We start from the raw sequence: 24156 nt of genomic DNA, 5'->3' as shown, positions 1-24156 counted from the left end.
AATTCCGACGACAAATGCGCGCCGGACAGCGCGTTCAGGAGAGCATCATGAATGTGCGCGCCAGCGCTTTGGCCGAAGCCCATCTTCCCGACCAGCAGACCACCGCCTTTGCCCGCGAGGCCATCGAAGACCTCTCGCAGCAGCCGAAGAAGCTATCGCCGAAATACTTTTATGACGCGACGGGATCGGAGCTGTTCGAGGCGATCACGCGCCTGCCGGAATATTATCCGACGCGCACGGAGCTTGCGATTCTGAAGGAGCGCGGGGGCGAGATCGCAAAAATCATTCCGGAGCACGCGGCGCTTGTCGAGTTCGGTGCCGGTGCGACTACAAAGGTCCGCCTGTTGCTGGGTCACTGCAAATTCGCAGCCTATGTGCCCGTCGACATCTCGGGCGACTTCCTGAAGGCGCAGGCGAATGGGCTGAGGCGGGATTTCCCCGAGCTCGGCATCTATCCGGTCGCCGCCGACTTCACCGCGCCGTTCGAGCTGCCCAAGCAGGTCGCATCGATGCCGAAGGTCGGCTTCTTCCCCGGTTCGACCATCGGAAATTTCGAGCCGCAAGAGGCCCAGGCCTTCCTGAAGAGCGCCCGCGCCATTCTGGGCCGGGGCGCACAGATGATCATCGGCGCCGACCTCGAAAAGGACGAGCGGGTCCTCTTTGAGGCCTATAACGACGCCGCCGGCGTCACCGCGCGCTTCAACCTCAATGTGCTGGTCCGCATCAACCGCGAGCTCGGCGGCAATTTCGATCTGTCCGCCTTCACCCATCGCGCGATCTATAATCGCGAGCGGCACCGCATCGAGATGCACCTGATCAGCAGGAAGAGCCAGACCGTTCGCCTGCTCGGCACCAGCTTTGCGTTTCGCCCCGGCGAGAGCATCCATACCGAGAACAGCTACAAATACAGCCTCGACCGTTTCGCCGCGCTGGCGCAGGGCGCGGGCTGGCGCGTTCGCGAGAGCTGGACGGACGCGGCGAACATGTTCTCGGTGCACGCGCTCGAGGTCGCGGAGTAGCGCCGGGGTTCAATGCTCCGCCGCTTCTTCCGGTGTCGCCCCCAGCGACACCGACTCCCACACCGCCACCACGATCAAGATCGTCGTGGTGGCGACCGACAGCCGCAGCGGGGAGAGGTCGGCTGCAAACCAGCTCAGCGCCAGCAGCAGGATGATGCCGACGCCGTGCGAGAGCTGGAGAAAGCCGCGGATCGCGTGCTTGAACAGGATGGTGCCGACCAGGAACACCAATGGACCGCCGATCGTGCTCACGATGGTGCGGGTGTCGGAATGGCCGGTCGGGTGCTTCAGCACCAGCTCGTCCGACACCGCGGTCAGGATGATCCCGGCGACGATCGGCATGTGCAGATAGGTGTAGGCGAGCCGCGCCAGGCGGCCGGATTCGGCTGACTTGGATATCCGCTCGGAGCCGGCCTCCGCGCCCTTGTGGAAATAGATCCACCACATCGCGATGGCACCGACCAGCGCCGAGACGAAGGCCAGGAGATTGTCCGCGGTCCAGTCGAGCTCCGCAAAAGTGGCGCCGTTGACGACGATGGCTTCACCGAGCGCGATGATGACGAACAGCGCGCAGCGCTCGGCCATATGGCCGCCTTCGACGGCCCACGCCTCGACCGACGAAAACCCGAGCTTCGGGACCCAGAAGCGCGCCGCCGGCGAGATGTACTCCCAGGTCACCGCCGCGATCCACAGCCACAGCCGCGCGTCCCCCTCGGACAGACCGCCTGCAATCCACAAGACCGCCGAGATCGAGAGCCAGGTCAGGATGCGGATCGCATTGTGCCGCACGGCCGTTCGATGCCGCGGCGTTGCGAGCAGCCAGAACGCGGTACGTCCGACCTGCATGGCCGCATAGGCAATTGCAAACCCCAGGCCACGTCCCTCGAAGGCAGTCGGGATCGTCGTCGACAGCACGAGGCCGCCCAGCATCATCGAAAAGAGCAGGAGGCGGACCGGCGTCAGCTCGGGATCGAGCCAGTTGGTGACCCAGGCGGTGTAGACCCACACCCACCACACCGCGAGAAACAGCACCGCGACGTGCACCGCGCCGAGCGGCGTGAAATGGTGCAGCAGCGAGTGCGAGATCTGCGTGACGGCAAAGACGAAGACGAGGTCGAAGAACAGCTCGACAAAGGTGACACGGCTGTGCTGGCTCGGCACGATGACACGAAACATCGCGCCGCGCGGGTTGTCTGCAGCCATCATCGCTCCCCGTCGCGGCAGATCACGTAGCCGGTCAGATCAAGTGCCCGGCACCCCAGGTCCGCCGGGTACTCCGGTCTGCAGCGCCAGCGCGTGCAGTACGCCGCCCATCTGGCCGCGAAGGGATTGGTAGACGATCTGGTGCTGCTGGACGCGGGACTTGCCGCGAAAGGATTCCGAGATCACGGTCGCGGCATAGTGGTCGCCGTCGCCGGCGAGGTCACGGATGGTCACCTCGGCATCGGGGATCGCTGCCTTGATCATCGCCTCGATATCGTGGGCGTCCATGGGCATTCGGGTCTCGCTCCTTATGGTCCAAGTTATGGTCCAAGCGTTCGAATCGGTGCCGGGGTCCCCGCTCCGGCAGGTTCAAACTTAGCGTGAACGGCCTTCTCCGTCACGCCTTCCGGCACTATATCCGTGATCCCATCAGGATAAAGGCACGACAAAGTGCCGCGCGCGGCAGATTGATCGAAAAGGCGTGAAATCATGAAGCTTCCAGGGCCCGACCACCCCATCACCATCACCCCAAATCCCCGACGCGTCCGCGTGACCGCGGGCGACATCGTGATCGCCGAGACCAGCAAGGCCCTGACCCTGAAGGAGGCCAGATATCCGGCGGTGCAATATGTGCCACGAGAGGACGCCAATATGGGCCTGCTGGAGCGCACCGACCGCGTCACCCACTGCCCGTACAAGGGGGACGCGAGCTATTTTAGCGTCAAGGCCGACGGCAAGACGCTGGACAACGCAATCTGGACCTATGAGACGCCCTTCCCCGCCATGACCGAGATTGCCGGCCATCTCGCCTTCTATCCGGACAAGGTGAAGATCGAGGAGGTGGGGTGATCGACGCTGTACGCCGCCGTCATGGCCGGGCCTCGTCCCGGCAATCCACGTTCTTGGCGGCAATCGATAGGGAAGACGTGGATGCCCGCGTCAAGCGCGGGCATGACGACTGAAAGTGTGGGGCGCAAGCCCGCTAAGCCCTGAAGATCGTGAGGCCCAGTACCAGCAGCACGAGGAAGATCACGACAAAGACGTAGAACAGGAAGCGGGCGATATCGGCGGAGGCGGCCGAAATGCCGGTGAAGCCGAGCACACCGGCCACGATTGAGACAAGCAGGAAGATCAACGCCCATTTGAGGATTGTCATTGCGCGCTCCGCGACCACCATGGCCGCGGCAACGGCGGCCGATCCATTCACTCGTTCTAACTGCGGATTGCGTCACGGGTTCCGCAACAACCCGGAGCGGAGCTGTCGAGGCATGATTCGGCCTTGCTGAATCAGGTTCCCCGCTGCAACATTTGACGACATAGCCTGCTGGGAGGCGTGCATGACATCGATTTCCACCGTGGGGCATGCCGACGTCAGCGCAGTGCCCAAAGCCAAATCGCGAAACCTGGCGCTTGATCGCGCCCGCACCTTCCTGACGCTGGTAGTGCTGCTCCACCATGCCGTGATTCCCTATACCTATTTTGGTCATACCGATCCGAAGTACTTCTTCGGCTTCGACATGATCGTGCTCGCCACCGACAGCTTCTTCATGGCGATGTTCTTCTTCCTGTCGGGCCTGTTTGCGTGGTCGGGCATCGCCCGCAAGGGACCGCTGAACTATCTTGCAGATCGCCTGCTTCGGCTTGGCCTGCCGTTCGTGATCTGCGCATTCACGGTCATTCCGCTCGCCTATTATGCCATCTCCCTCCGGCACCAACCCGAGATCGGCTTTTCGGAATACTATTGGAATATGATCACGAAGGGCCCGTGGCCGAGCGGGCCGATCTGGTTTCTCTGGGTCTTGCTCGGCTTCGACCTGGTTGCCTGCCTGCTGTACCGGCTGTCGCCCAATCTGCTCGATCCGATCAACCGGCTCTCGCTGTACGGTCGCCGCCGGCCCGCGGTGTTCTTCGCAGTGATGCTTGCCGTCACCGCGGCGTTCTATGTTCCCGGGCTGATGCGTTATGGCCAAAGCAGCTGGTTCGAATTCGGCCCATTCTCGGTCCAGCACGGACGCGTGATGCTCTATGCGAGCTACTTCTTTTTCGGGGCCGGCATCGGCGTCGCAAATATGGATCGCGGACTGCTCGCAGCAGACGGTCGGATGGCGAGGGTGAGCTGGGACTGGATGGTGCTGGCGATCGTTCCGTATTGCCTGCTCTGGGTGCTGATCTTCATCAAGCGCGAAATACTGGGAAATCCGTCGCCGTTGCCGAACTGGTATGAGGGGCTCTATGCCCTCTGCTTCGCTGTCTTCAGCGTGGCCATCATGTTTCTGATCCTGGCCTTTTTCCAGAGGTTCAAGCAATCAGGCTCGGCCAAGCTGCTCGATCCAATGCAGAGCGACGCGTACGGCATGTTCCTGGTGCACTATCCATTCGCACTGTGGCTGCAATACTGGCTGTTCGACTATGACCTGCCGGCAATCGTCAAGGCCACGATCGGCTTTGTACTGACAGTCGCGGCGAGCTGGGCGCTTACGCGAGCGTTGCGGCAGATCCCGGGCGCCTCGCGCGTACTGTGAGGCATGGCCTCTCCACTCGTCATTGCGAGGAGCCCTTGCGACGCAATCCAGACTGCCTCGGCGGAGGGATCCCGGATTGCTTCGCGGAACCTGTCATCGGGCCGCCCTTCGCAATGACAGAGTGTGTGGCACCGACTTACGCCGCCTTCCCACCCATGTACTCCGGCAGCCAGCGCTCGAACGATTTGCGCAGCGTGTCGATCGCGACCGGCGCCTCGCCTGCGATCGCGATCGCATCGCCGCCGGTGGTGCCGATCCGCACGCAGGGCACCTCGCAGCCACGCATCTTGGCGAGCACGCGACCGGCTTCCGTTTCCGGCACGGTGACGAGATAGCGCGCCTGGTCCTCGCCGAACCAGTAGGCATGCGGCACCAGCGCGGCCGGCGCCGCGAGCAATTTTGCGCCGATACCGCTCGCCATCGCCATCTCGGCAAGGGCGATCAGGAGGCCACCGTCGGAGAGGTCGTGCACGGCGGTCGCGGTGCCCGCATGGATCATGCCGCGCACGCAATCGCCGTTGCGCTTCTCTGCGGCGAGATCGACCGGCGGCGGCGCGCCTTCCTCGCGACCGCAGATGTCGCGCAGGTAGACGGACTGGCCGAGCCAGCCATGGGTCTCGCCGATCAGGAGGATCGCCTCGCCTTCGGCCTTGAAGGCGAGCGAGGCGGACTTGGTGAAATCGTCGAGCAGGCCGACGCCACCGATCGAGGGCGTGGGCAGGATCGCGCGGCCGTTGGTCTCGTTGTAGAGCGACACGTTGCCGGAGACGACCGGGAAATCCAGCGTGCGGCAGGCTTCCGAGATGCCCTTCAGACAGCCGACGAACTGGCCCATGATCTCGGGCCTTTCAGGATTGCCGAAATTGAGATTGTCGGTGATCGCGAGCGGCTTGCCGCCGACCGCGGTGATGTTGCGCCAGGCCTCCGCCACCGCCTGCTTGCCGCCCTCGAACGGGTCGGCTTCGCAATAGCGCGGCGTGACGTCGACGGTCAGCGCCAGCCCCTTCGGCCCGTCCTGCACCCGCACCACGGCGGCATCGCCGCCGGGACGCTGCATGGTGTTGCCGAGGATGACGTGGTCGTACTGCTCCCAGACCCAGCGCTTGGAGCACATGTCGGGCGTGCCGATCAGCTTCTCCAGCGCGCTACCTAAGCCCATAGGCGCCGGCACCTCGCGCGCATGCACGACCGGCAGCGCGGCGGAGGGGACATGCGGGCGGTCATAGACCGGCGCCTCGTCGCCGAGCTCCTTGATCGGCAGGTCGGCCATGACGTCGCCGCCGTGCTTGACCACGAAACGCTTGCTCGGCGTGGTGTAGCCGACCACGGCGAAGTCGAGTCCCCACTTCCTGAAGATCGCCTCGGCTTCCTGCTCCTTCTCGGGCTTGAGCACCATGAGCATGCGCTCCTGGCTCTCCGAGAGCATCATCTCGTAGGCGCTCATGCCGGTCTCGCGGGTCGGCACCACGTCGAGATCGAGGTCGACGCCGAGATCGCCCTTGGCGCCCATCTCGACCGCCGAGCAGGTCAGGCCTGCCGCGCCCATGTCCTGGATCGCAATGACGCAGCCCTTCTCCATGATCTCGAGGCAGGCCTCCAGCAGCAGCTTCTCGGCGAAGGGGTCGCCGACCTGCACGGTCGGACGCTTCTCCTCGGACTTGTCGTCGAACTCGGCCGAGGCCATCGAGGCGCCGTGAATGCCGTCGCGGCCGGTCTTGGAGCCCAGATAGACGATCGGCATGTTCACGCCGGAGGCGGCTGCATAAAAGATCTTGTCGGCATCGGCGAGGCCCACCGCCATCGCGTTGACGAGGATGTTGCCGTCATAGCGGGTGTGGAAGCGCACCTGCCCGCCGACCGTCGGCACGCCGAAGGAATTGCCGTAGCCGCCGACGCCAGCCACCACGCCGGAGACGAGATGCCGGGTCTTCGGGTGCTCGGGCGCGCCGAAGCTGAGCGCATTGAGGCAGGCGATCGGACGCGCGCCCATGGTGAAGACGTCACGCAGGATGCCGCCGACGCCGGTGGTCGCGCCCTGATACGGCTCGATATAGCTCGGGTGGTTGTGGCTCTCCATCTTGAAGACCACGGCCTGGCCGTCGCCGATGTCGATCACGCCGGCATTCTCGCCGGGGCCCTGGATCACCCAGGGAGCCTTGGTCGGCAAGCCGCGCAAATGGATGCGCGAGGACTTGTACGAGCAGTGCTCGTTCCACATCGCCGAGAAGATGCCGAGCTCGGTGAAGGTCGGCTCCCGCCCGATCAGCTTCAGGATGCGCTCGTACTCGTCGGGCTTGAGCCCGTGGGCGGCAACCAGTTCGGGGGTGATCTTGGGTTCGTTCTTCATGGATTCGGGGCTTTCGGCGGCGGTTGGCCGTTCTTAGGAACATCGGGGGCTCGCGGAAAGCCCTTTATGGCGCATTTTCCCGCAGTCCCACGTTTTGCGCCGGGGGCCCCGCGGGAACAGGAATTGCACGGCGCGAATGGATCGGATTTAAGGACTAAAGACCCGCAATTGAAGGCCCATTTCCTTGCACGAATTGACCAAAGCGCCCCCGCCCCGCCGTCCCGACCTCCACATTGCCACGGAGGGCGAATTTGTGGGCTGGCGGACCTGGATTCGCGATAGTTTTGAGGTCCATGTCGGCCCCTTCTGGCACCGGATCGAGGCGGACGGCAGTGTCCGCAGCGCCTTCCGGGTCGAGAAGAAGCACCTCAACGGCTCCGGGAACGTCCATGGCGGCTGCTACATGGCCTTTGCCGACTATTCCCTGTTCGCGATCGCCACGCACGTCCTTGACAGCCGGGCGGTGACGACCAATTTCGGCTGCGAATTCCTCGACGCGGCACGGGAGGGCGAGCTGATCGAATGCACCGGCGAGGTCACCCGCGCCGGCGGCTCGCTGATCTTCCTGCGCGGCAAGATGATGTCCGGGACGCGCGTGCTGCTGACCTTTTCCGGCACGATCAAGCGGATGAAGCGGAAGGCACTGCCTCAGCCAAACGCATAGCTCGGCGCCTTCCCTTTTCGCGCGCCCTCGCCCAGACTTCCCGGCAAGCGCTATCGCGCCGGGGAGCAGGAACAAGGTGCCGCAGAGCACATCGCCGACGGGGGGCACGGCGGCCTCCGCATCATCGCCGTTGCCGTCCGTGGCCGCCGCCGGCGCACGCAACTGGCGTGACTACACGCTGCTGCTCACGCTCGCCTGCTGCTGGAGCTCGACCTATCCGCTGGCCAAGCTGGCGCTTCCCACCATCCCGCCCATCACCTTCATCTCGGCGCGCTCGCTGATCGCGGCCGCCTTCCTGTTCGCGATCCTGTGGATGCGCGGCATCAAGCTCCCGACCGACGCCAGGGCCTGGAAGCTGTTCGCGACCCAGCAATTGATCAACTCGACCTTCCCGTTCCTGATCATCACCTGGTCGCAGCAATATGTGCCGGCCTCGAACACGGTGGTGCTGGCTTCGACGACGCCGATCTTCGCCTTCCTGATCACCTCGCTGATCACGCGGCACGAGCCGGCAACGCTGCTCAAGCTCGCCGGTGCGATCCTCGGACTTGCCGGAACTGTCGCCATCGTCGGCCTCGATGCGCTGCGCGGCCTCAGTAGCGAGATCGTCGCGGAGATCGCGATCTTGCTCGCCACCATCTCCTTTGCCTGCGCGACGATCTTCGGTCTTCGCCTCTCCGAATACGACCCGATGGTGGTGGCGGCCGGCTCGCTGCTGTTCGGCGGCTTCATCCTGTTGCCCCCCTCGCTGATCATCGACCAGCCCTGGACGCTGCACCCGACGCCGACCGCGATCGTCGCCACCATCGTCATGGGTATCGTCTCCAGCGCGCTCGGCTTGATGCTGTTCTACGTCTGCCTCGGCCGCCTCGGCACACTGACCACGAACGCCCAAGGCTATTTGCGCATCCCGATCGGCGTCGGTTTGTCGGTGCTGCTGCTCGGCGAGAGCGTGCCATCGAATTTGGCGCTGGGCCTGCTGCTGGTGATGGCCGGCGTTGCCGCGATGACGGTGCCTGCGGAGAAGCTCAAGCTGCGCTAGGGTCAGGACTCAAACAAGCTGTGGCCGTGGAATCAATCTGAACAGGAGAATCAGACAACATGGTGAGCGACACGAACGTTTGGGCCGGCCAGTGTCATTGCGGCGCGGTGCGCTTCGAGGCGACGCTCAGCGACGGCTTCAATTCGATCCGCCGCTGCACTTGCTCTTACTGCCGGATGCGAGGCGCCGTCGTTGCCATGGCGGAAATGGGTGGGATCAGGTTCCTGCAGGGCGAGGACGCGCTGACAACCTACCGCTTCCATACCGGATCGGCGCAACACTTCTTCTGTTCTCGCTGCGGAATATACACGCATCATCAACGGCGATCTGACACGACATCATATGCCGTCAACGTGGCCTGCCTGGACGGAGTAAGCCCGTTCGATTTCACTGAGGTGCCTGTCATGGATGGCGTCAATCACACCAACGATACCGGCAAGCCAACGCGTCGGGCAGGCACGCTCCGGTTTATACCGGCTGGCTAAAGCGGAATGGCTTTCGCAGCTGTCGCGAACGACACCGCCGCAATCGCGGCGAGCGTCCGCTTCAACACCGGCAGGATCACGCGGCCTTTTCCAGATGCTGGACGAGGCCGGCGAACAGGCCGCGGCCGTCGGTGCAGCCCATGATGTCTTCGACGTGGTTTTCCGGATGCGGCATCATGCCGAGCACGTTGCCCCTGTCATTGACGATGCCGGCGATGGAATGCGCTGCGCCGTTGATGTTGGCGGCCTCGTCGACCACGCCGGCGGCCGAGCAGTAGCGATAGAGCACCCGCCCCTCGCCTTCGAGCCGCTTGATGGTCTCCTCGTCCGCCTCGTAATTGCCCTCGCCGTGCGCGACGGGCACGCGGATCACCTGGCCCGCATTGTAGCCGCGCGTGAAGGGCGTGTCGGAGCGCTCGACGCGCAGGTGCACATCCCTGCAGATGAATTTCAGCCGCGCATTACGCATCAGGACGCCCGGCAGCAGGCCGGATTCACAGAGGATCTGGAAACCGTTGCAGACGCCGAGCACGAGGCCGCCCCCGGCCGCATAGGCGCGCACCGCGTCCATCACCGGCGCGCGTGCCGCGATGGCGCCGCAGCGCAAATAGTCGCCGTAGGAGAAGCCGCCCGGCACCACCACGAGGTCGGTACCCGCAGGCAATGACGTCTCGGCGTGCCAGACCATCGCCGGCTCGCCGCCCGAGATCAGCCTCAAGGCACGCGCCATGTCGCGCTCGCGGTTGATTCCGGGAAAGACGAGGATGGCGGCTTTCATGGTTCGGGGTTCCGGCGATGACGGGAATCGGGCTGGCCAAAGGGCCAATTCGCGAAAAGACATAGCCATTTGACGGGAATTTTACCAGTGCTAGCCTCGCCGGGCGGCCTTGTACACAGGCCATAGCCACGGCACGTCTGCCTGACGATCTAGCCCGGGATTGAAGCCATGAATGTCCCGTCGCTCCCCACATCCCTCTCCGAGCCGGTGCCCACCGAGGGCGTCGTCGCCGCCGGCGCCTATGTCGACGGACGGCGTGTCGCCAATATCGCCATCAGTGAGGCCTCGAGCTGGCGGGCCAAGCCCGGCCATGTGGTCTGGATCGGCCTGCACGAGCCCGACATGGCACTGCTCGGTGCGGTGCAGAAGCAGTTCGACCTCCACGAGCTCGCGATCGAGGACGCCAACCACGCCCATCAGCGACCCAAGATCGAGCAATATGGCGAGGCCCTGTTCATCGTCGCGCGCACCGCGCAATTGATCGAGGGCCGCATCGCCTTCGGCGAGACGCACATTTTCGTCGGCGAGGGCTATCTGGTCTCGGTGCGCCACGGCGCTTCGACCTCCTATACGCCGGTGCGCGAGCGCTGCGAGAGCTGCCCGCGGGCGCTCGCGCGCGGCGAGGACTACATCCTCTACGCCATCCTCGATTTCATCGTCGACAACTACTCGCCCGTGCTGGAAAGCATTCACGAAGAGATCGAGGAGATCGAGGACGACGTGCTCGCGCACGCGATCACCAAGACGCAGATCGAGCGGCTCTACATGCTGCGCCGTGACCTGTTACGGCTCCGCAACGCGATCGGGCCGCTGGTGGAGGTCTGCCGCCGGCTCGAGCACGATGAGCTGTCGATGGTGCGCGCGACGATGCAACCCCTGTTCCGCGACGTCACCGACCATGTCCGCAACATCCAGGAGCGCATCGATTCCATGCGCGAGGTGCTGGCCTTCGCCTTCGAGGCGAGCCTGCTGGTCGGCCAGGCCCACGAGACCGCGGTGTCGAAGAAGCTCGCCTCGTGGCTGGCGATCATCGCGATCCCGACCGCGCTCGCCGGCATCTACGGCATGAACTTCAAGCACATGCCGGAGCTCGAATGGGAGTACGGCTACTACATGCTGCTCGGCGTGATGCTGACGGCCTGCACCGCACTGTACTGGCGTTTTCGCAGAGCGGGATGGCTGTAAAGCATGTCGGCTTCACCGGACCGGCGCATCACTGAATTCAAGTCGGTGCTCGATGCGGTCGAGCCCTTCATGCCGCACCAGCCTGGCATGAATTCCGGAGATCTCCTGAAAGACGCTGGTGATCTCCTGACGAGGCTCCGCCTAGATCGATTTCAACACCTCGAACATGATCTCTGCCGTCACGTCGGGCATTTACGCACCTGTCACGCCTTCATCTCAATCGCGTAGTTCTCGATCACGGTGTTCGCCAGCAGCTTGTCGGCGGCTTCCTTCAGCGCCGCTTCCGCCTTGGCCTTGTCGGCGCCGGCAAGCTCGATGTCGAACACCTTGCCCTGCCGGACGCTGGCGACGCCGTCGACGCCGAGCGACCTCAGCGCGCCTTCGATGGCCTTGCCTTGCGGATCGAGGATGCCCGTCTTCAAGGTAACGGTGACACGTGCCTTCACGTCGAAATCCTCTCTCAGCTCTTCACCAGCACCGGGCCGGAGCCCTGCGGACGCTCGTTCTCCATGAGGATGCCGAGACGTTTTGCGACTTCGGTATAGGCCTCGAGCAGGCCGCCGAGATCCCTGCGGAAACGGTCCTTGTCGAGCTTCTCGTTCGACTTGATATCCCACAGACGGCAGCTGTCCGGCGAGATCTCGTCGGCGACGATGATGCGCATCATCTCGTTCTCGAACAGGCGCCCGCACTCCATCTTGAAGTCGACGAGGCGGATGCCGATGCCCAGGAAGAGGCCGGTGAGGAAATCGTTGACGCGGATGGCGAGCGCCATGATGTCGTCGATCTCTTGCGGCGTCGCCCACCCGAACGCGGTGATGTGCTCTTCCGACACCATGGGGTCGTTGAGCTGGTCGTTCTTGTAGTAGAATTCGATGATCGAACGGGGCAGCTGGGTGCCCTCCTCGATGCCCAGGCGCTGCGACAGCGAGCCGGCGGCGACATTCCGCACCACCACTTCGAGCGGCACGATCTCGACCTCGCGAATCAACTGCTCGCGCATATTGAGACGGCGGATGAAATGGGTCGGCACCCCGATGTCGTTGAGGTGCTGAAACAGGTACTCCGAGATCCGGTTGTTGAGGACACCCTTGCCCTCGATCACCTGATGCTTTTTCGCATTGAACGCGGTGGCGTCGTCCTTGAAGTGCTGGATCAGGGTACCGGGCTCGGGGCCTTCGTAGAGAACCTTTGCCTTGCCTTCATAAATGCGACGCCGACGGCTCATGGGGATGTACCGTGTTTTGTTGAAATCCATGAAATTGGTGTGCTCCGGTTGACTAGGATTGCGACCCACAGCGGAGCTGCCGTGAACGGCCGGGAACCCATCCATTAACCCTTGGAAACAGAACGGGAACCAAGCCTTTAGGCAACCTATCCGATTGGCTGTCCCAGCACAATCGATCCGGCCGTCCCGCGCCAACTTATACCGTCTTGCCTGCGGCTTAACGGCCCGTTGTTTTGCCGATTGGTGCTATCTATGTAGGCATCCAGCCGGGTCGCCGCAACGGAAGGCTCCCGCGCCATTCAGCAGGGGATTTGGAACAAGGCATGAGCGGGTTCGACAAGCGCCAGGAAGGTTTCGAGAAGAAGTTCGCCCTCGACGAGGAGCAGAAGTTCAAGGCGGAGGCCCGCCGCAACCGGCTGCTCGGCCTGTGGGCGGCCGAAAAGCTCGGCATCACCGGTGAAGCCGCCACCGCCTATGCCAAGGAGGTGGTCGCGTCGGATTTCGAGGAGGCCGGCGATGCCGACGTCATGCGCAAGCTGACGGCCGATTTCGCCGCCAGGAACGTCGCCGTCACCGAGCAGGCGATTCGCGCCAAGATGAGCGAGCTGCTCGCGGTGGCCGCCGCCGAGGTGAAGGCGGGGAAGTGACACGAAATGTCATTCCGGGACGCGCGCCAGCGCGGCCCCGGAATCTCGAGATTCCGGGTTCGATGCTTTGCATCGCCCCGGAATGACAAGGGTCTAGCTCACTCCTCCTTGAAGCCGTATTCCGGCACGTTGCCGCTGGCACCGTAATATTTGTACGGCAGGAACTTGCCCGACATCGTGAGCTTGACGCGGTCGCCCTTCGGATTCGGCTGCCTCTCCATCACCATGTCGAAATCGATCGCCGACATGATGCCGTCGCCGTACTCCTCCTCGATCAAGGCCTTCCAGGCCGGGCCGTTCACCATCACCAGTTCATAGAAGCGGTAGATCAGGGGATCAGTCGGAGGCATGGGCATGCCGCGCATCGGCGTCTCGTTGAGCATGGCGACTTCGGCCTTCGACAGGCCGAACAGTTCGCCGGCATTGGCGGCCTGCGGCTTCGTCAATTTCATCTGGCCGAGGATGGCGCCGACGATCAGCACTTCGGAATAGCCGCCGATCTTCTCGCAGATGTGCTTCCAGCTCCAGCCCTTCTCGCGCTTGATGTCGAGCAGCTTCTCAGTGAGGTCTTCGCGTTTCATGTCAGGGTCTCCTTGCTAGGCGCTCAATCCGGGATTTGTCCCCGGCATCCAGGTCTGTCGTGGCTCTTCGCCGGTCGATGCGATTGAAAGGCCGGGCTTGCCGATGGGCACCAACGGCACGTTGCGCGGATCGTGATCGGGTGTCTCGGCGGCAAAGGTCTTGCTGCGCGTCACCAGGAAATCGATGATGTGGTTGCGCAAGGCGTAGTAGAGCGGATGGCGGTGCAGATCGATGCGGCCGCGATCTCGAGGCAGCGGGTTCTCGACGACCTCGGCCAGCACCGCCCCTGGACCGTTGGTCATCAGGAAAATCTTGTCGGCGAGATAGATCGCCTCGTCGACGTCATGGGTGATCATGAACGCGGTCTGCCCGGTCTCGAGGCATATGCGCCGCACCTCGTCCTGGAGCGTGCCGCGCGTCAGCGCGTCGAGCGCGGAGAACGGCTCGTCCATCAGCATCATCTTCGGCGTGATCGACAGCGCCCGCGCGATGCCGACGCGCTGCTTCATGCCGCCCGACAGCTCCGACGGACGCTTGTGCTCCGAACCTGTCAGTCCAACGAGATCGATGAAAGTCTGCGCGTGCGCCCTCACCTTGGCGCGATCCCAGCTCCGCCATTTCGAGCTCACGGCATAGGCGACGTTGCCGAGCACGGTGCGCCAGGGCAAGAGCGCGTGGCTCTGGAAGATCACGGCGCGGTCGAGGCTGGTGCCCGAAATCGCCTGCCCGTCGACGATGACGGCGCCCTCGCTCGGCGCATCGAGGCCGGCGAGGATGTTGAGCACCGTGGTCTTGCCGCAGCCGGAATGGCCGATCACGCAAGCGAACTCGCCCCGCGCCATCGAGAGCCACAGGTTCTCGAACACGGTTGTCGTGGCGCCGCCCGCGCCGGGATAACGCTTGGCGATGCCTTCGATGGAGACGAATTTGTCGGTCATGTGTAAATCTCGTGTCCCGGGCGCGGTGCGCCACGCAGTGGTGCGCCGCAGAACCGGGACCCATGTTGCGGCAATGGGTCCCGGCTCTGCACAGCGGCACTTCGCGCCGCAGTGCGTCCGGGACACGGCTGAGTCTGTGTCGTCGCCATCGCCCTACTCCGGAAACGTGACCATGCGCGTGAAGCGCGCCAGGATCTGGTCGAGCAGCATGCCGACGACCCCGATGAGCAGGATCGCGATGATGACGTTGGTGATCGACAGATTATTCCACTCGTTCCAGACGAAATAGCCGATGCCGGTGCCGCCGACGAGCATTTCGGCGGCGACGATCACGAGCCAGGCAATCCCGATCGAGATGCGCATGCCGGTCAGGATCGTCGGCGCCGCCGCCGGCAGGATCACGGTGAAGGCGCGCCTGACGGTCCCGACCTCGAGCGTGCGCGCGACGTTGATCCATTCCCTGCGCACGCTGGCGACGCCGAACACGGTGTTGAGCAGCATCGGCCAGATCGAGCAGATGAAGATGACGAAGATCGCCGAGACCGAGGAATCCTTGATGGTGTAGAGCGCGAGCGGCATCCAGGCCAGCGGCGAGATCGGCTTCAGCACCTGGATGAAGGGATCGAGCGCCTTGCTCAGCAGCGGCGACATGCCGATCAGGAAGCCGAGCGGGATGGCGACGAGCACGGCGAGCAGATAGCCGGCGCCGACTCGCGCGATGGAATAGCCGAGCTGGATTCCGAGCCCCTTGTCGTTCGGCCCATTGTCGTAGAACGGCCGCTTCAGATGGTCCCAGAGCTTGGCGCCGACATCGAGCGGTCCGGGCATCGCCGATTTGCCCTGCGTCGCGGTCAGCCCCATCAGCTTGGCGTATTCCGGGCTCATCGTCGTCACCGGCGCAGTCGAGCGCGTGGCGAGGTGCCAGACGCCGAGAAACGCGGCGAGCAGCACGATGGAGACGAGGCCGGCACGGAGACGGAGGGAGCTGTTCATCTCGTATATCCCAGGTATCGTGTCCCGGGCGCGGCGCAGCGCGAAGCTGTGCGACGCAGAACCGGGACCCATGCGGCCCGACTGGGTCCCGGCTCTGCGAAGCAGCACACCGGACGATGCTTCGCATCGCCGGGAGTGCTGCATCGCGTCCGGGACACGAGATCGGCGCCCATCATCACGACGCCTTCCTGATCTTGAAGCCCGCCAGATAGTCCTCCGGCTTGGCCGGATCGAACGTCTTTCCCATCACCGCGAACGATTTGTAGGCGCTTGCAGGCGGCGAAAGCCCCATCTCGGTCATCAGCTTCTTGGTGTCGGTGGCGAGGTACACCTGCTCGGCGATCGCCTTGTAGTCGACGTCGCCCTTGATCTGGCCCCAGCGCTTCATCTGCGTCAGCATCCACACTGCAAAGGACTGCCAGGGGAACGGATCGAAGTCGACGCGCTTGGGATCGGTCTTCACCCCGCCGAGGCCGTCGGCGTAGGTGCCGGTCAAGACCTGCTCCAGCACCGTGACGGGCGCGTTGATGTAGTTGGCCGGCGCGATCGCTTCCGCGATCTGCTTGCGGTTCTCGGCCTTGGACGCATAGGCGGTGGCATCGACGATGGCTCGCGTCAGCGCCGCAAAGCTGTTCGGCGCGGTCGTGATGAATTCGCGGCTGGCGGCGAAGCTGCAGCAGGGATGACCGTCCCAGATCTCCTTGGACAATATGTGCATGAAGCCGACGCCGTCATAGATCGCGCGCTGGCAGATGTTGTCGGGGGCGAGGAAGCCGTCGATGTTGTCGGCGCGCAGGTTCGCGACCATTTCGGGCGGTGGCACCGAGCGCAGCTGCACGTCGGTATCAGGGTCGATGCCGTGCTCGGCGAGATAATAGCGCAGCAGATAGTTGTGCATGGAATAGTCGAAGGGAATGGCGAACTTCATTCCCTTCCAGCTTTTCGGGTCGCGCTTGTCCTTGTGCTTCATCGCAAGCGTGATGCCCTGCCCGTTGATGTTTTCGATCGCGGGGACGGCGAAGGGAATGGCGTTCGAGCCGAGGCCGAGCGAGATCGCGAGCGGCATCGGCGCCAGCATGTGCGCGGCGTCGTATTCCTTGTTGATGGTCTTGTCGCGGACTACGGCCCATCCCGCGGTCTTGACCACTTCGACGTTGAGGCCGTGCTTCGAATAGAAGCCGAGCGGCGCCGCCATGATGATGGGCGTCGCGCAGGTGATCGGGATGAAGCCGACCTTGAGGTCCTTTTTCTCGGGCGCGCCTCCTTGCGCGAATACTTCGGTCGCGGTCTGAAGCGGGAAGAACTGCGACAGCGCCGCAAGCGCGGTCGACGCACCGACCGATTTCAGGAAGGCGCGGCGCGCCATATCTTGCGGAAACATCGCGCGCATCACCGCGGACGCGACGACACCTTCGTAGCGCTTGTCGTCGCTTTCGATGTGTTCGCAGCTCAGGGCCGACTCTGCCTGCTCGTGCTCCAGGGCCGAACGATGCTGGCCACAGGCGCAGCCGGCTCGAAGGTTGCGGTCGGGATCAAACGAATTGTCGAACGTGGACATCGGCCCTCCTGCGCGTCATTGCGAGGAAGAATTACGCAAGGAGCATGCCACGGCCGCCGGATCCGTCAGTGCCTTGATGACGCAGCACTTTCCACGACGCTTGGTCGCTACGAAAACTCGTGATAAACGAGATTTCGTAGCTCAATTACGAGATCTCGCAATGGCAACGACGCCAATGCCCGTCCACGATGATGCGGCCCCCGCCATCGACCCGCGCATCGCAGCCTTCGAATCCTCGGTCGAGGCGACGCTGCTGATCGACCCCTTCGGCGACCAGATCGTCGATGCTAATCCCGCTGCCTGCGCCCTGCTCGGCTACGACCGCGCCCTGCTGCGGCAGACCAGGGCCAGCACGCTGCACGCCGGCGAGCTTCCAGCCCTCACCGTCTTCACCCAGGCCGTGCTGCACAAGGGCGCCTACTGGACCACGGCCCTCAATCCCCGCCATGCGACCGGGCAAAATCTCCGGCTCGAATATGCCGGTTGCCGGCTACCGCATGACGGGCGCTCGCTGCTGCTGCTCACGCTGACCGATCTCGACGCGCGCCGCCGGCGCAATGTCGATGCCGCCGCCGAAGATCACATGCGCAGCGGCATCTCGACCTGGCAGCGGGTGGAGCGCGTGTTCCAGGACATCGAGCGCGAGAACCAGCTGATCCTGCGCGCCGCCGGCGAAGGCATCTATGGCGTGAACGCGGAAGGAAAGACCACCTTCGTGAACCCCGCGGCGGAGCGGATGCTGGGCTGGACCGCCGAAGAGCTGGTCGGCAAGGAGATCCACCCGATCGTGCACCACACCCACCACGACGGCCGCCATTATCCCGATCACGACTGCCCGATTTATGCGGCGTTCCGCGACGGCGCCGTCCATCAGGTCGACGGCGAGGTGTTTTGGCGCAAGGACGGCTCGCCCGCCTGGGTCGAATACACCTCGACCCCGATCCGCGACCGCGGCGTGGTCGTCGGCGCGGTCGTCGTGTTTCGCGATGTCAGCCAGCGCCGCGAGGCCGACGAGAAGCTGCATGCGGCACTTGCCGAAGTCGATCGCCTGCGCGAGCGGCTGGAATTGGAAAATGCATACCTGCAGGAGGAGATCCGGATCGAGACCAATCCGCGCGGCATCATCGGTGGAAGCGAGGCGATCCAGAAGACGCTTCGCCAGGTCAAGCTGGTGGCGCCGACCACGGCGGCGGTGATGATCACCGGCGAATCCGGCACCGGCAAGGAGCTGATCGCGCGCGCCATCCACGAGGATTCCACCCGCAGCGACCGGCCGCTGATCCGCGTCAACTGCGCCGCGATCCCGCGCGAATTGTTCGAGAGCGAGTTCTTCGGCCATGTCCGTGGCGCCTTCACCGGCGCGACCCGCGACCGTATCGGCCGCTTCGAGCTCGCCAACGGCGGCACGCTGTTCCTGGACGAGGTCGGCGAAATTCCGATCGAGCTCCAGGGCAAGCTGCTGCGCGTGTTGCAGGAGGGCCATTTCGAGCGTGTCGGCGAGGCGCGCACCCGCGCGGTCGACGTCCGCGTCATCGCCGCGACCAACCGCGACCTCAAGCAGGAGGTGCAGCGCGGCCGTTTCCGCGAGGACCTCTATTTCCGCCTCAACGTGTTTCCGATCGAGACCGTGCCCTTGCGCGAACGGCGCGAGGACATTCCGTTGCTCGCCCAACACTTCCTGACGCGCGAGGGCAAGGCGCTGAAGTCGAACCTGCGTCTGTCGGAGGGCGATGCGCGGCGGCTGACCCGCTACGACTGGCCCGGCAATGTCCGCGAATTGCAGAACGTGATCGAGCGCGCTGCGATCCTGTCCCAGAACGGCCGCCTGCGCATCGATCTGCCTGACGCCTCCGGCGCGCAAGTTCCGCCCGGCGCCGCGCGCCCGAAGGCCGATGCGCGCCCGGCGGTCATGACCTCATCTGAGATGCGCGACCACGAGCGCGGCAACATTCTCGCCGCACTCGAGGCCTGCGCCGGAAAAGTCTTCGGTCCCGGCGGCGCCGCCGAAATGCTCGATATCAAGCCGACTACGCTCGCCTCGCGGATCAAGGCGCTGGGAATTACGCCTCGTCCGCAAGCGGCCCATCCTTCGAGACGCCCGCTCTAGGCGGTCTCCTCAGGATGAGGGCGGAGTGCGCGGCAGCAGTTTCAACAGGCACCGTTGCCGCTTAGCCTCATCCTGAGGAGACCGCGAAGCGGTCGTCTCGAAGGACGAGGCGCTTGCTCAGGCCGCCTTGGTCGTCACGTCAGCTGCAATCGGCAGCCCCTGCTCGATCGGCAGCGAGGGATCGCGCGACCATTCGTTCCAGGAGCCGAAATACATCCGCACGTCCTTCACGCCCGCGTTCTTCAGTGCCAGGAACGTGTTCGAAGCGCGTGCCCCCTTGAAGCAGTAGAGATAGACCGGCGTGGTCTGCGAGATGCCGACCGTGGCGCATTCGGCCAGAATCTCGTCCTTGGACTTGAAGCGCGGGCCCTCGGCGGTCGGCTTCATCATCCGATACCATTCCAGCCACACCGCGCCGGGAATGCGGCCCTTGCGCGGGCAGAAATCCTTCCCGTAGGGAGAAGAGCTGTCGCCGATCCACTCGTCGACGTCGCGCACGTCGAGGATGGCGATGCCGGGCTTGCCGACCGCGCCGAGCATGGTCTTGGCGTCGATCAGGATCTCGCCCGCCTCCGGCACGATCGCGAACGATGCCTGTGCCGGTGCCGGCACGTCCTTCGTCACCGGGAAGCCCGCGGCCGACCAGGCATCGAAACCGCCATGCAGCACCTTCACCTTGGGATAGCCGAGCATGGTGAGCAGGTAGTAGCCGCGGCAGGACTGACCGAAGCCCGAGTTCATCGACTGCTCGTAGATCACCGCAGTCTCCTTGCCGGACAGACCGGCCGCACCGAACGCGTCGGCAAACTTCGTCTTCAGCTCAGTCATCCCCTCGGGCGTCGAGGTCGCGAGGAAGGTGAAGATCTCATGGACGTTGACGGCGTTCGGAAGATGCCCGGCGGCATAAGCGTCAGGATTGCGGGTGTCGATGACGACACACGGTTCGCTCTTCAAGAGATCGGCAAGTTCGACGGCAGTGATCAGGACGTCAGTCATGGCAGCCTCTCCGTTGAGGTTGGGGGTCTTCAGGGTCGTCTTGGGGTGGACTCGTGAAGCTCAGGAATCCGCGAGCATCTTGCGCAGCTGCTTGGTGGCAGGCGTGACGATCGCGACGAAATAGGCCTCGCGCATGCGCCGCTGCGCGCGGTGGCTCTTCAGGTAGCCGCGCGCGCCACAATGCAGCATCGCCGCATGCGCCGCCGCGACGCTGGCCTCGCCGGCGCGAAGCCGCAGCGCAATCACCTTGCGCCAGTAGGTTTCCTCCTCATTGTAGGGATCGCGCGCCAGCGCCATGGTCTCGGCCTCGAGCTCGGTGGCGAGATCGCGGAAATGCACCGGCTGCTGCGGCAGATAGCGGTTGATATGGCCGAGAGGACTGTCGACCTCGTCCATGATGTTGATGCAATCCTTGATGAGGCCGAGCGCCATGCCGGCCTGAAGCAGGATGAAGCCGGCGCGGATCTTCTTGACGAAGGGCCCTGCGGGATCGGCCAGGATCAGCTCGTCCGGCACGAAGGCGTCGCGGAACTGCACCCCGTAGGTGCCGGTGCCGTCCATGGCGAGGAACGGCTTGCACGGCGTCAGCGTGATCGCAGGGTCCGAGCAGTCGGCCAGGAACATAACCGTGCCGGGCTCGCCTTTTGCGATGCCCTGATCGTCCTCGCGCTCGAAGATCGTGCCGAAATAATGATCCGGGCCGAGATTGGAGACCCAGGGCAGCGCGCCACGCACGATATAGCCGCCATCGACCTTGCGCCCCTTCAGCTTCAATTTCTCGATGCCGAAGAAGCTCTTCATCGGGTTGGAAAGTCCGGTGCCGCCGAGCACGCGCCCGGTCGAGAAGGCATCGCCGAAGCGCTTGGCGAGCTTCAGATTCGTCGAGTTCGCCGCGTACCAGACCAGGGTGTCCTGGCACCAGGCCATGAAGGCCGTGGCCCCGCAGACTTCCCCAATCGCCGCCATCGCCTGGATGGCGCAGCGCAGATCCGCCGGGCCTTCGTGGGGCACGTGACTGCCCCACGCCCCGACCACACCGAACCTGCGCAGCACCTCGGCCGGATAGACCGTACCGTCGTCGATGCCAGCGGCGAGCGGCGCGAGCTGCTCGCGCGCGATCCGCGCCACCTCGCCCACAATGGACGGTGCGGGCTGATCCAGAACTGCGGCCCGCGATAAAGCCAGTGAACCCATGATCGTCTCCCGCACCTTGTCCTGCCTGCAGCTAGATGCCGACCTCGAGATTGACCGGGCGGGTGAAGGTGTTGGCGACCGGCGACCATTTCTTCACATGAGCCACCAGCGCGTTGATCTCGTCCGGCGAGACGCCCTCGCATTCCATGTCGACCTTGACGCGGACATCGGTGAATCCGACCGGCTTGTCGGAGGTGTCGCCCGTGCCCCAAACCGCGGTGATGTTGAGATCGCCTTCGAGCTCCAGTTCGAGCTTGTTGACGATCCAGCCGCGGTGCACGGCATTGGCATGCAGGCCGACCGCGAGGCAGGAACCGAGCGCGGCAAGCGAGGCTTCGGACGGATTGGGCGCGGTGTCGTCGCCCAGCAAACCCGGCGGCTCGTCGACGATGTACGGCGGCAGGTTGCGGATATAGTTGGCGTGGCGGAATTTTCCTTCCGCGATTGTCTTGCACTTCAAGGTCTTGATGACCTTCGGATTCGCCTTGCCGCTCGCGATCAGTTGCTCGAGCCCATTCTTGTCGATGGGTGCGAGGCACCCCGTCAGCACTGTCTTTTGAACGACGGCAGTCATCAGTCTTCTCCCTGGCAGAAGTGGAAATCGGTAGGATACCGAACGGTCTGTTTCCTTGCATGGAGCGTGCCAGACGAGGCCAGAAACAAAATGCGAAGCATTGGAGCCGCTTAAGCGTCGCTGCCTGCGGATTGATCAGCCCTCCCCTGCTCAAGGGCGAAGCAGATGCCTGAGCGGATGCGAATCTTTTCGGCGCCAAACAGATGCGGCTTGCTGATGCGGCGCGGCTGCGATTAAGTTGCAGCTCATGGCAAAGACGTCATCGAAGAAGAATTCGAACTCGCCCCACGCCGGAGCCGGCGACGATGAATCCGCGCGAGGGCGCCTGCTCAGCGCCGCGTCGCATCTGTTCTGCAAGAACGGCATCAACGCGACCGGCATTGATGCGATCATCGAGGAGGCCGGCACCGCGAAGACGACGCTCTACAAATTGTTCGGCTCCAAGACCAATCTCGTCAACGCCGTGCTGGAGAGCGAGGGCAAGCAGTGGCGCGAATGGTTCATCGGCGCCATGGAGCAAGGCGGCGGCGATGCGCAGGCGAAGCTCACGCGCATCTTTCCCGCGCTGAAGAGCTGGTTTGCCGAGGAGCGCTTCTACGGCTGCCCTTTCATCAATGCGGTCGGCGAGCACGACAAGGACGCCAAGCAGTTTCGCAACATCGCGCTGAAGCACAAGAAGATCGTGCTCGGCCACATCGAGAAGCTCGCCAGCGAGCTCGGCTCGAGCGAGCCCTCGGTGCTGGCCCACCAGCTCGGCCTGATCATCGACGGCGCGATCGTCGCGGCGATGATCTCACGCGACCCGGGCGTCGCGGATACGGCGGCACTCACGGCAACTCCCCTGCTCGGCCAGGCGAAGGCGAAGAAGAAGCGTGCGGCGGATCAATTGGAGGCGGTGTAAGTCCGCAGGGTCGATTAGATTGAAGCATGATCCGGAAAGGTGCGCAGCGGTTTTCCGAAAAGATCACGCTTAAACAACAACCTACAGCGCGATGACGATTCATCCTGATCGCATCGCGCTTTAGGGAAACGCAACCGGTCTCGTCCCTTCAGCGGTCACGCGGGTATTCGAATGAGGGTGTCCGCTTCCAGCGGGTCAGCCAGGCTTACCGGCTCTCCGACCTGCGCACTCGTCGTGGCCACAGAGGTGGCCTTCTTCCATTGAGACAAGGGACCCCGCAACCAGCAAGCTACTCCGAGGGCATAATGCGAGTGTTCCGGCGCGCTGCCACTCAGAGGACGACTTGCCGTGCCGGCTCCTTTGGGCGACACTGGCCGTATTTCAGAGAATGTATTTTTCGAGAGGGCGTCATGCCCGAGATACTGGAAGTCATGCTGTGGTGTGCCGCGCTTGCGACGTGGCTGATGCTTCTCTTCGCCTTCCTGGGCGATGCTTTGAAGCCGCTCACAAGGAGTATCCGTCGAGCGATCGAGGACGCATTCAAGCCCCACGTGAAGTGATGCCGTCTACGTTGCCCGGTCCAGGCTGAAACGGCCCGGCCCGGTGACGAAGATCAACATCGCGCCTCCCATGATCGAGATGTTCTTCAGGAAGTGGTTGTATTGACCAATCTGCTGCGCACCGGCGGGATATTCCCAGTAGCGGTGCGCGATTATCGTCGCCGCCAACACGAACGCGAACATCAGAACTGCGCAGTAGCGCGTACCGAGACCCAATATCAAACCAACGGATATCAACGCTTCGACGGCCATGTTCGTGATGGTGAACAGCTCAGGTGCTGGAAGGTTCAGGGACCTGAAATAGCCCACCGAGCCGCTGAAATTGGATAGCGCTCCGTACAAGCTTCCGACGAATACCCACGCAAGCAGAATGCGGCCAATCAGGATCAGTACGCCAGCTTGCCTCGTGGCGAACTCGTCGAGCGCCAGCGACTCAAAATGGGATTTCACTGAAAGAATCCCCTTGCTGTCCACGACGGCTGAACACCTCCATGGCGAGAGCCAGCCTACCATGATTGGCGGATTGCACGAAGCGCTCTGGCCGCGCGCAGGCCGATCTGCCGCTCAAGAGAGGCAGCGGAGTTGACGCATATTGGTGGGACTTGGTGGAGTACGACGCGCCTTGAGCGTGCT

The 24156-nt window shown here is 63.8% G+C and carries 26 protein-coding genes; 11 read left to right on the top strand and 15 right to left on the bottom strand.

What is annotated here, in order from left to right; translation table 11 throughout:
- Nucleotides 1-47 precede the first annotated feature (47 nt).
- Entirely contained in the window at nucleotides 48-1019 is a 972-nt protein-coding gene (gene egtD / locus XH87_RS05340) for an L-histidine N(alpha)-methyltransferase (protein WP_271586426.1), read from the top strand.
- 9 nt (nucleotides 1020-1028) lie between these two features.
- On the opposite strand, the gene XH87_RS05335 is transcribed toward egtD, so the two are convergent.
- Both XH87_RS05335 and XH87_RS05330 read right to left on the bottom strand, forming a co-directional pair.
- A complete protein-coding gene (locus XH87_RS05335) occupies nucleotides 1029-2222 on the bottom strand; it encodes a low temperature requirement protein A (protein ID WP_271586425.1) in 1194 nt (397 codons plus the stop codon).
- 39 nt (nucleotides 2223-2261) lie between these two features.
- Nucleotides 2262-2516 carry a BolA/IbaG family iron-sulfur metabolism protein gene (locus XH87_RS05330; RefSeq protein ID WP_035707582.1) on the bottom strand — a complete coding sequence of 85 codons (255 nt, stop codon included), beginning with the start codon at nucleotides 2514-2516 and terminating at the stop codon, nucleotides 2262-2264.
- 195 nt (nucleotides 2517-2711) lie between these two features.
- Between XH87_RS05330 and XH87_RS05325 the strand changes: the two genes are divergently transcribed.
- A complete protein-coding gene (locus tag XH87_RS05325) occupies nucleotides 2712-3071 on the top strand; it encodes a DUF427 domain-containing protein (RefSeq protein ID WP_271586424.1) in 360 nt (119 codons plus the stop codon).
- Between the two features lie 133 nt (nucleotides 3072-3204).
- Here XH87_RS05325 and XH87_RS05320 read toward each other — a convergent pair whose 3' ends face one another.
- Entirely contained in the window at nucleotides 3205-3378 is a 174-nt protein-coding gene (locus tag XH87_RS05320; protein ID WP_035707576.1) for a DUF1328 domain-containing protein, read from the bottom strand.
- A gap of 181 nt (nucleotides 3379-3559) precedes the next feature.
- Between XH87_RS05320 and XH87_RS05315 the strand changes: the two genes are divergently transcribed.
- Nucleotides 3560-4744, top strand: coding sequence for an acyltransferase family protein (locus XH87_RS05315; RefSeq protein ID WP_271586423.1), 1185 nt, complete (start codon nucleotides 3560-3562; stop codon nucleotides 4742-4744).
- Between the two features lie 136 nt (nucleotides 4745-4880).
- Here the strand turns inward: XH87_RS05315 and purL are convergent, their stop codons facing one another.
- The gene (gene purL, locus XH87_RS05310; RefSeq protein ID WP_271586422.1) at nucleotides 4881-7091 is read right to left on the bottom strand and encodes a phosphoribosylformylglycinamidine synthase subunit PurL; all 2211 of its coding nucleotides are present in this window, start codon (nucleotides 7089-7091) and stop codon (nucleotides 4881-4883) included.
- A 184-nt stretch (nucleotides 7092-7275) separates the two neighbouring features.
- Here purL and XH87_RS05305 point away from each other — a divergent pair, with 184 nt between their 5' ends.
- The 3 genes from XH87_RS05305 (at nucleotide 7276) to XH87_RS05295 (ending at nucleotide 9282) form a co-directional block, all read left to right on the top strand.
- On the top strand, nucleotides 7276-7755 hold the full coding sequence (locus XH87_RS05305; protein ID WP_271586421.1) for a PaaI family thioesterase: 480 nt from the start codon (nucleotides 7276-7278) through the stop codon (nucleotides 7753-7755).
- A 76-nt stretch (nucleotides 7756-7831) separates the two neighbouring features.
- The gene (locus XH87_RS05300; protein ID WP_271586420.1) at nucleotides 7832-8797 is read left to right on the top strand and encodes a DMT family transporter; all 966 of its coding nucleotides are present in this window, start codon (nucleotides 7832-7834) and stop codon (nucleotides 8795-8797) included.
- 59 nt (nucleotides 8798-8856) lie between these two features.
- Nucleotides 8857-9282: a GFA family protein gene (locus XH87_RS05295; RefSeq protein WP_271586419.1), complete on the top strand. Its 426-nt coding sequence runs from the start codon at nucleotides 8857-8859 to the stop codon at nucleotides 9280-9282.
- Between the two features lie 76 nt (nucleotides 9283-9358).
- On the opposite strand, the gene purQ is transcribed toward XH87_RS05295, so the two are convergent.
- Nucleotides 9359-10060 (bottom strand): phosphoribosylformylglycinamidine synthase subunit PurQ, encoded by a 702-nt coding sequence (gene purQ, locus XH87_RS05290; RefSeq protein WP_271586418.1) that lies wholly within the window; start codon nucleotides 10058-10060, stop codon nucleotides 9359-9361.
- 168 nt (nucleotides 10061-10228) lie between these two features.
- Between purQ and XH87_RS05285 the strand changes: the two genes are divergently transcribed.
- On the top strand, nucleotides 10229-11245 hold the full coding sequence (locus XH87_RS05285; RefSeq protein ID WP_158669793.1) for a magnesium and cobalt transport protein CorA: 1017 nt from the start codon (nucleotides 10229-10231) through the stop codon (nucleotides 11243-11245).
- 203 nt (nucleotides 11246-11448) lie between these two features.
- On the opposite strand, the gene purS is transcribed toward XH87_RS05285, so the two are convergent.
- Together purS and purC are read right to left on the bottom strand one after the other, a co-directional pair.
- A complete protein-coding gene (purS, locus tag XH87_RS05280; protein ID WP_158669795.1) occupies nucleotides 11449-11691 on the bottom strand; it encodes a phosphoribosylformylglycinamidine synthase subunit PurS in 243 nt (80 codons plus the stop codon).
- Between the two features lie 14 nt (nucleotides 11692-11705).
- Nucleotides 11706-12473: a phosphoribosylaminoimidazolesuccinocarboxamide synthase gene (gene purC, locus XH87_RS05275; RefSeq protein WP_173015815.1), complete on the bottom strand. Its 768-nt coding sequence runs from the start codon at nucleotides 12471-12473 to the stop codon at nucleotides 11706-11708.
- A 323-nt stretch (nucleotides 12474-12796) separates the two neighbouring features.
- Between purC and XH87_RS05270 the strand changes: the two genes are divergently transcribed.
- A complete protein-coding gene (locus XH87_RS05270) occupies nucleotides 12797-13120 on the top strand; it encodes a DUF1476 domain-containing protein (RefSeq protein ID WP_271586417.1) in 324 nt (107 codons plus the stop codon).
- 98 nt (nucleotides 13121-13218) lie between these two features.
- Here the strand turns inward: XH87_RS05270 and cynS are convergent, their stop codons facing one another.
- The 4 genes from cynS to XH87_RS05250 all read right to left on the bottom strand — a co-directional run bounded on the left by cynS (nucleotide 13219) and on the right by XH87_RS05250 (nucleotide 17191).
- The gene (cynS, locus tag XH87_RS05265) at nucleotides 13219-13701 is read right to left on the bottom strand and encodes a cyanase (protein WP_271586416.1); all 483 of its coding nucleotides are present in this window, start codon (nucleotides 13699-13701) and stop codon (nucleotides 13219-13221) included.
- 15 nt (nucleotides 13702-13716) lie between these two features.
- Nucleotides 13717-14640 carry an ABC transporter ATP-binding protein gene (locus XH87_RS05260; protein WP_271586415.1) on the bottom strand — a complete coding sequence of 308 codons (924 nt, stop codon included), beginning with the start codon at nucleotides 14638-14640 and terminating at the stop codon, nucleotides 13717-13719.
- 153 nt (nucleotides 14641-14793) lie between these two features.
- Nucleotides 14794-15633, bottom strand: coding sequence for a nitrate ABC transporter permease (ntrB, locus tag XH87_RS05255; protein ID WP_271586414.1), 840 nt, complete (start codon nucleotides 15631-15633; stop codon nucleotides 14794-14796).
- 175 nt (nucleotides 15634-15808) lie between these two features.
- Nucleotides 15809-17191, bottom strand: a complete 1383-nt coding sequence (locus tag XH87_RS05250) for a CmpA/NrtA family ABC transporter substrate-binding protein (protein ID WP_271586413.1) — start codon at nucleotides 17189-17191, stop codon at nucleotides 15809-15811.
- 160 nt (nucleotides 17192-17351) lie between these two features.
- Here XH87_RS05250 and XH87_RS05245 point away from each other — a divergent pair, with 160 nt between their 5' ends.
- The gene (locus XH87_RS05245) at nucleotides 17352-19298 is read left to right on the top strand and encodes a sigma 54-interacting transcriptional regulator (protein WP_271586412.1); all 1947 of its coding nucleotides are present in this window, start codon (nucleotides 17352-17354) and stop codon (nucleotides 19296-19298) included.
- Nucleotides 19299-19415: 117 nt separating this feature from the next.
- On the opposite strand, the gene XH87_RS05240 is transcribed toward XH87_RS05245, so the two are convergent.
- Genes XH87_RS05240 through XH87_RS05230 form a run of 3 tightly spaced genes read right to left on the bottom strand, consistent with a single transcriptional unit; the run spans nucleotide 19416 to nucleotide 22062 of the window.
- Nucleotides 19416-20294, bottom strand: a complete 879-nt coding sequence (locus tag XH87_RS05240; protein WP_035707531.1) for a sulfurtransferase — start codon at nucleotides 20292-20294, stop codon at nucleotides 19416-19418.
- A 60-nt stretch (nucleotides 20295-20354) separates the two neighbouring features.
- The gene (locus XH87_RS05235) at nucleotides 20355-21488 is read right to left on the bottom strand and encodes an acyl-CoA dehydrogenase family protein (RefSeq protein ID WP_271586411.1); all 1134 of its coding nucleotides are present in this window, start codon (nucleotides 21486-21488) and stop codon (nucleotides 20355-20357) included.
- Nucleotides 21489-21519: 31 nt separating this feature from the next.
- Nucleotides 21520-22062 (bottom strand): OsmC family protein, encoded by a 543-nt coding sequence (locus tag XH87_RS05230; RefSeq protein WP_158669802.1) that lies wholly within the window; start codon nucleotides 22060-22062, stop codon nucleotides 21520-21522.
- A gap of 247 nt (nucleotides 22063-22309) precedes the next feature.
- Between XH87_RS05230 and XH87_RS05225 the strand changes: the two genes are divergently transcribed.
- Together XH87_RS05225 and XH87_RS05220 are read left to right on the top strand one after the other, a co-directional pair.
- A complete protein-coding gene (locus XH87_RS05225) occupies nucleotides 22310-22963 on the top strand; it encodes a TetR/AcrR family transcriptional regulator (protein ID WP_271586410.1) in 654 nt (217 codons plus the stop codon).
- A gap of 410 nt (nucleotides 22964-23373) precedes the next feature.
- Nucleotides 23374-23523, top strand: a complete 150-nt coding sequence (locus XH87_RS05220) for a hypothetical protein (RefSeq protein WP_194393097.1) — start codon at nucleotides 23374-23376, stop codon at nucleotides 23521-23523.
- A 6-nt stretch (nucleotides 23524-23529) separates the two neighbouring features.
- Here XH87_RS05220 and XH87_RS05215 read toward each other — a convergent pair whose 3' ends face one another.
- Nucleotides 23530-23997, bottom strand: a complete 468-nt coding sequence (locus XH87_RS05215) for a DoxX family protein (protein WP_271586409.1) — start codon at nucleotides 23995-23997, stop codon at nucleotides 23530-23532.
- Between the last annotated feature and the right edge of the window lie 159 nt (nucleotides 23998-24156).

The organism is Bradyrhizobium sp. CCBAU 53415 (assembly GCF_028128735.1).
Lineage (GTDB): Bacteria > Pseudomonadota > Alphaproteobacteria > Rhizobiales > Xanthobacteraceae > Bradyrhizobium.
This window is presented reverse-complemented; position numbering and strand designations above follow the sequence as displayed.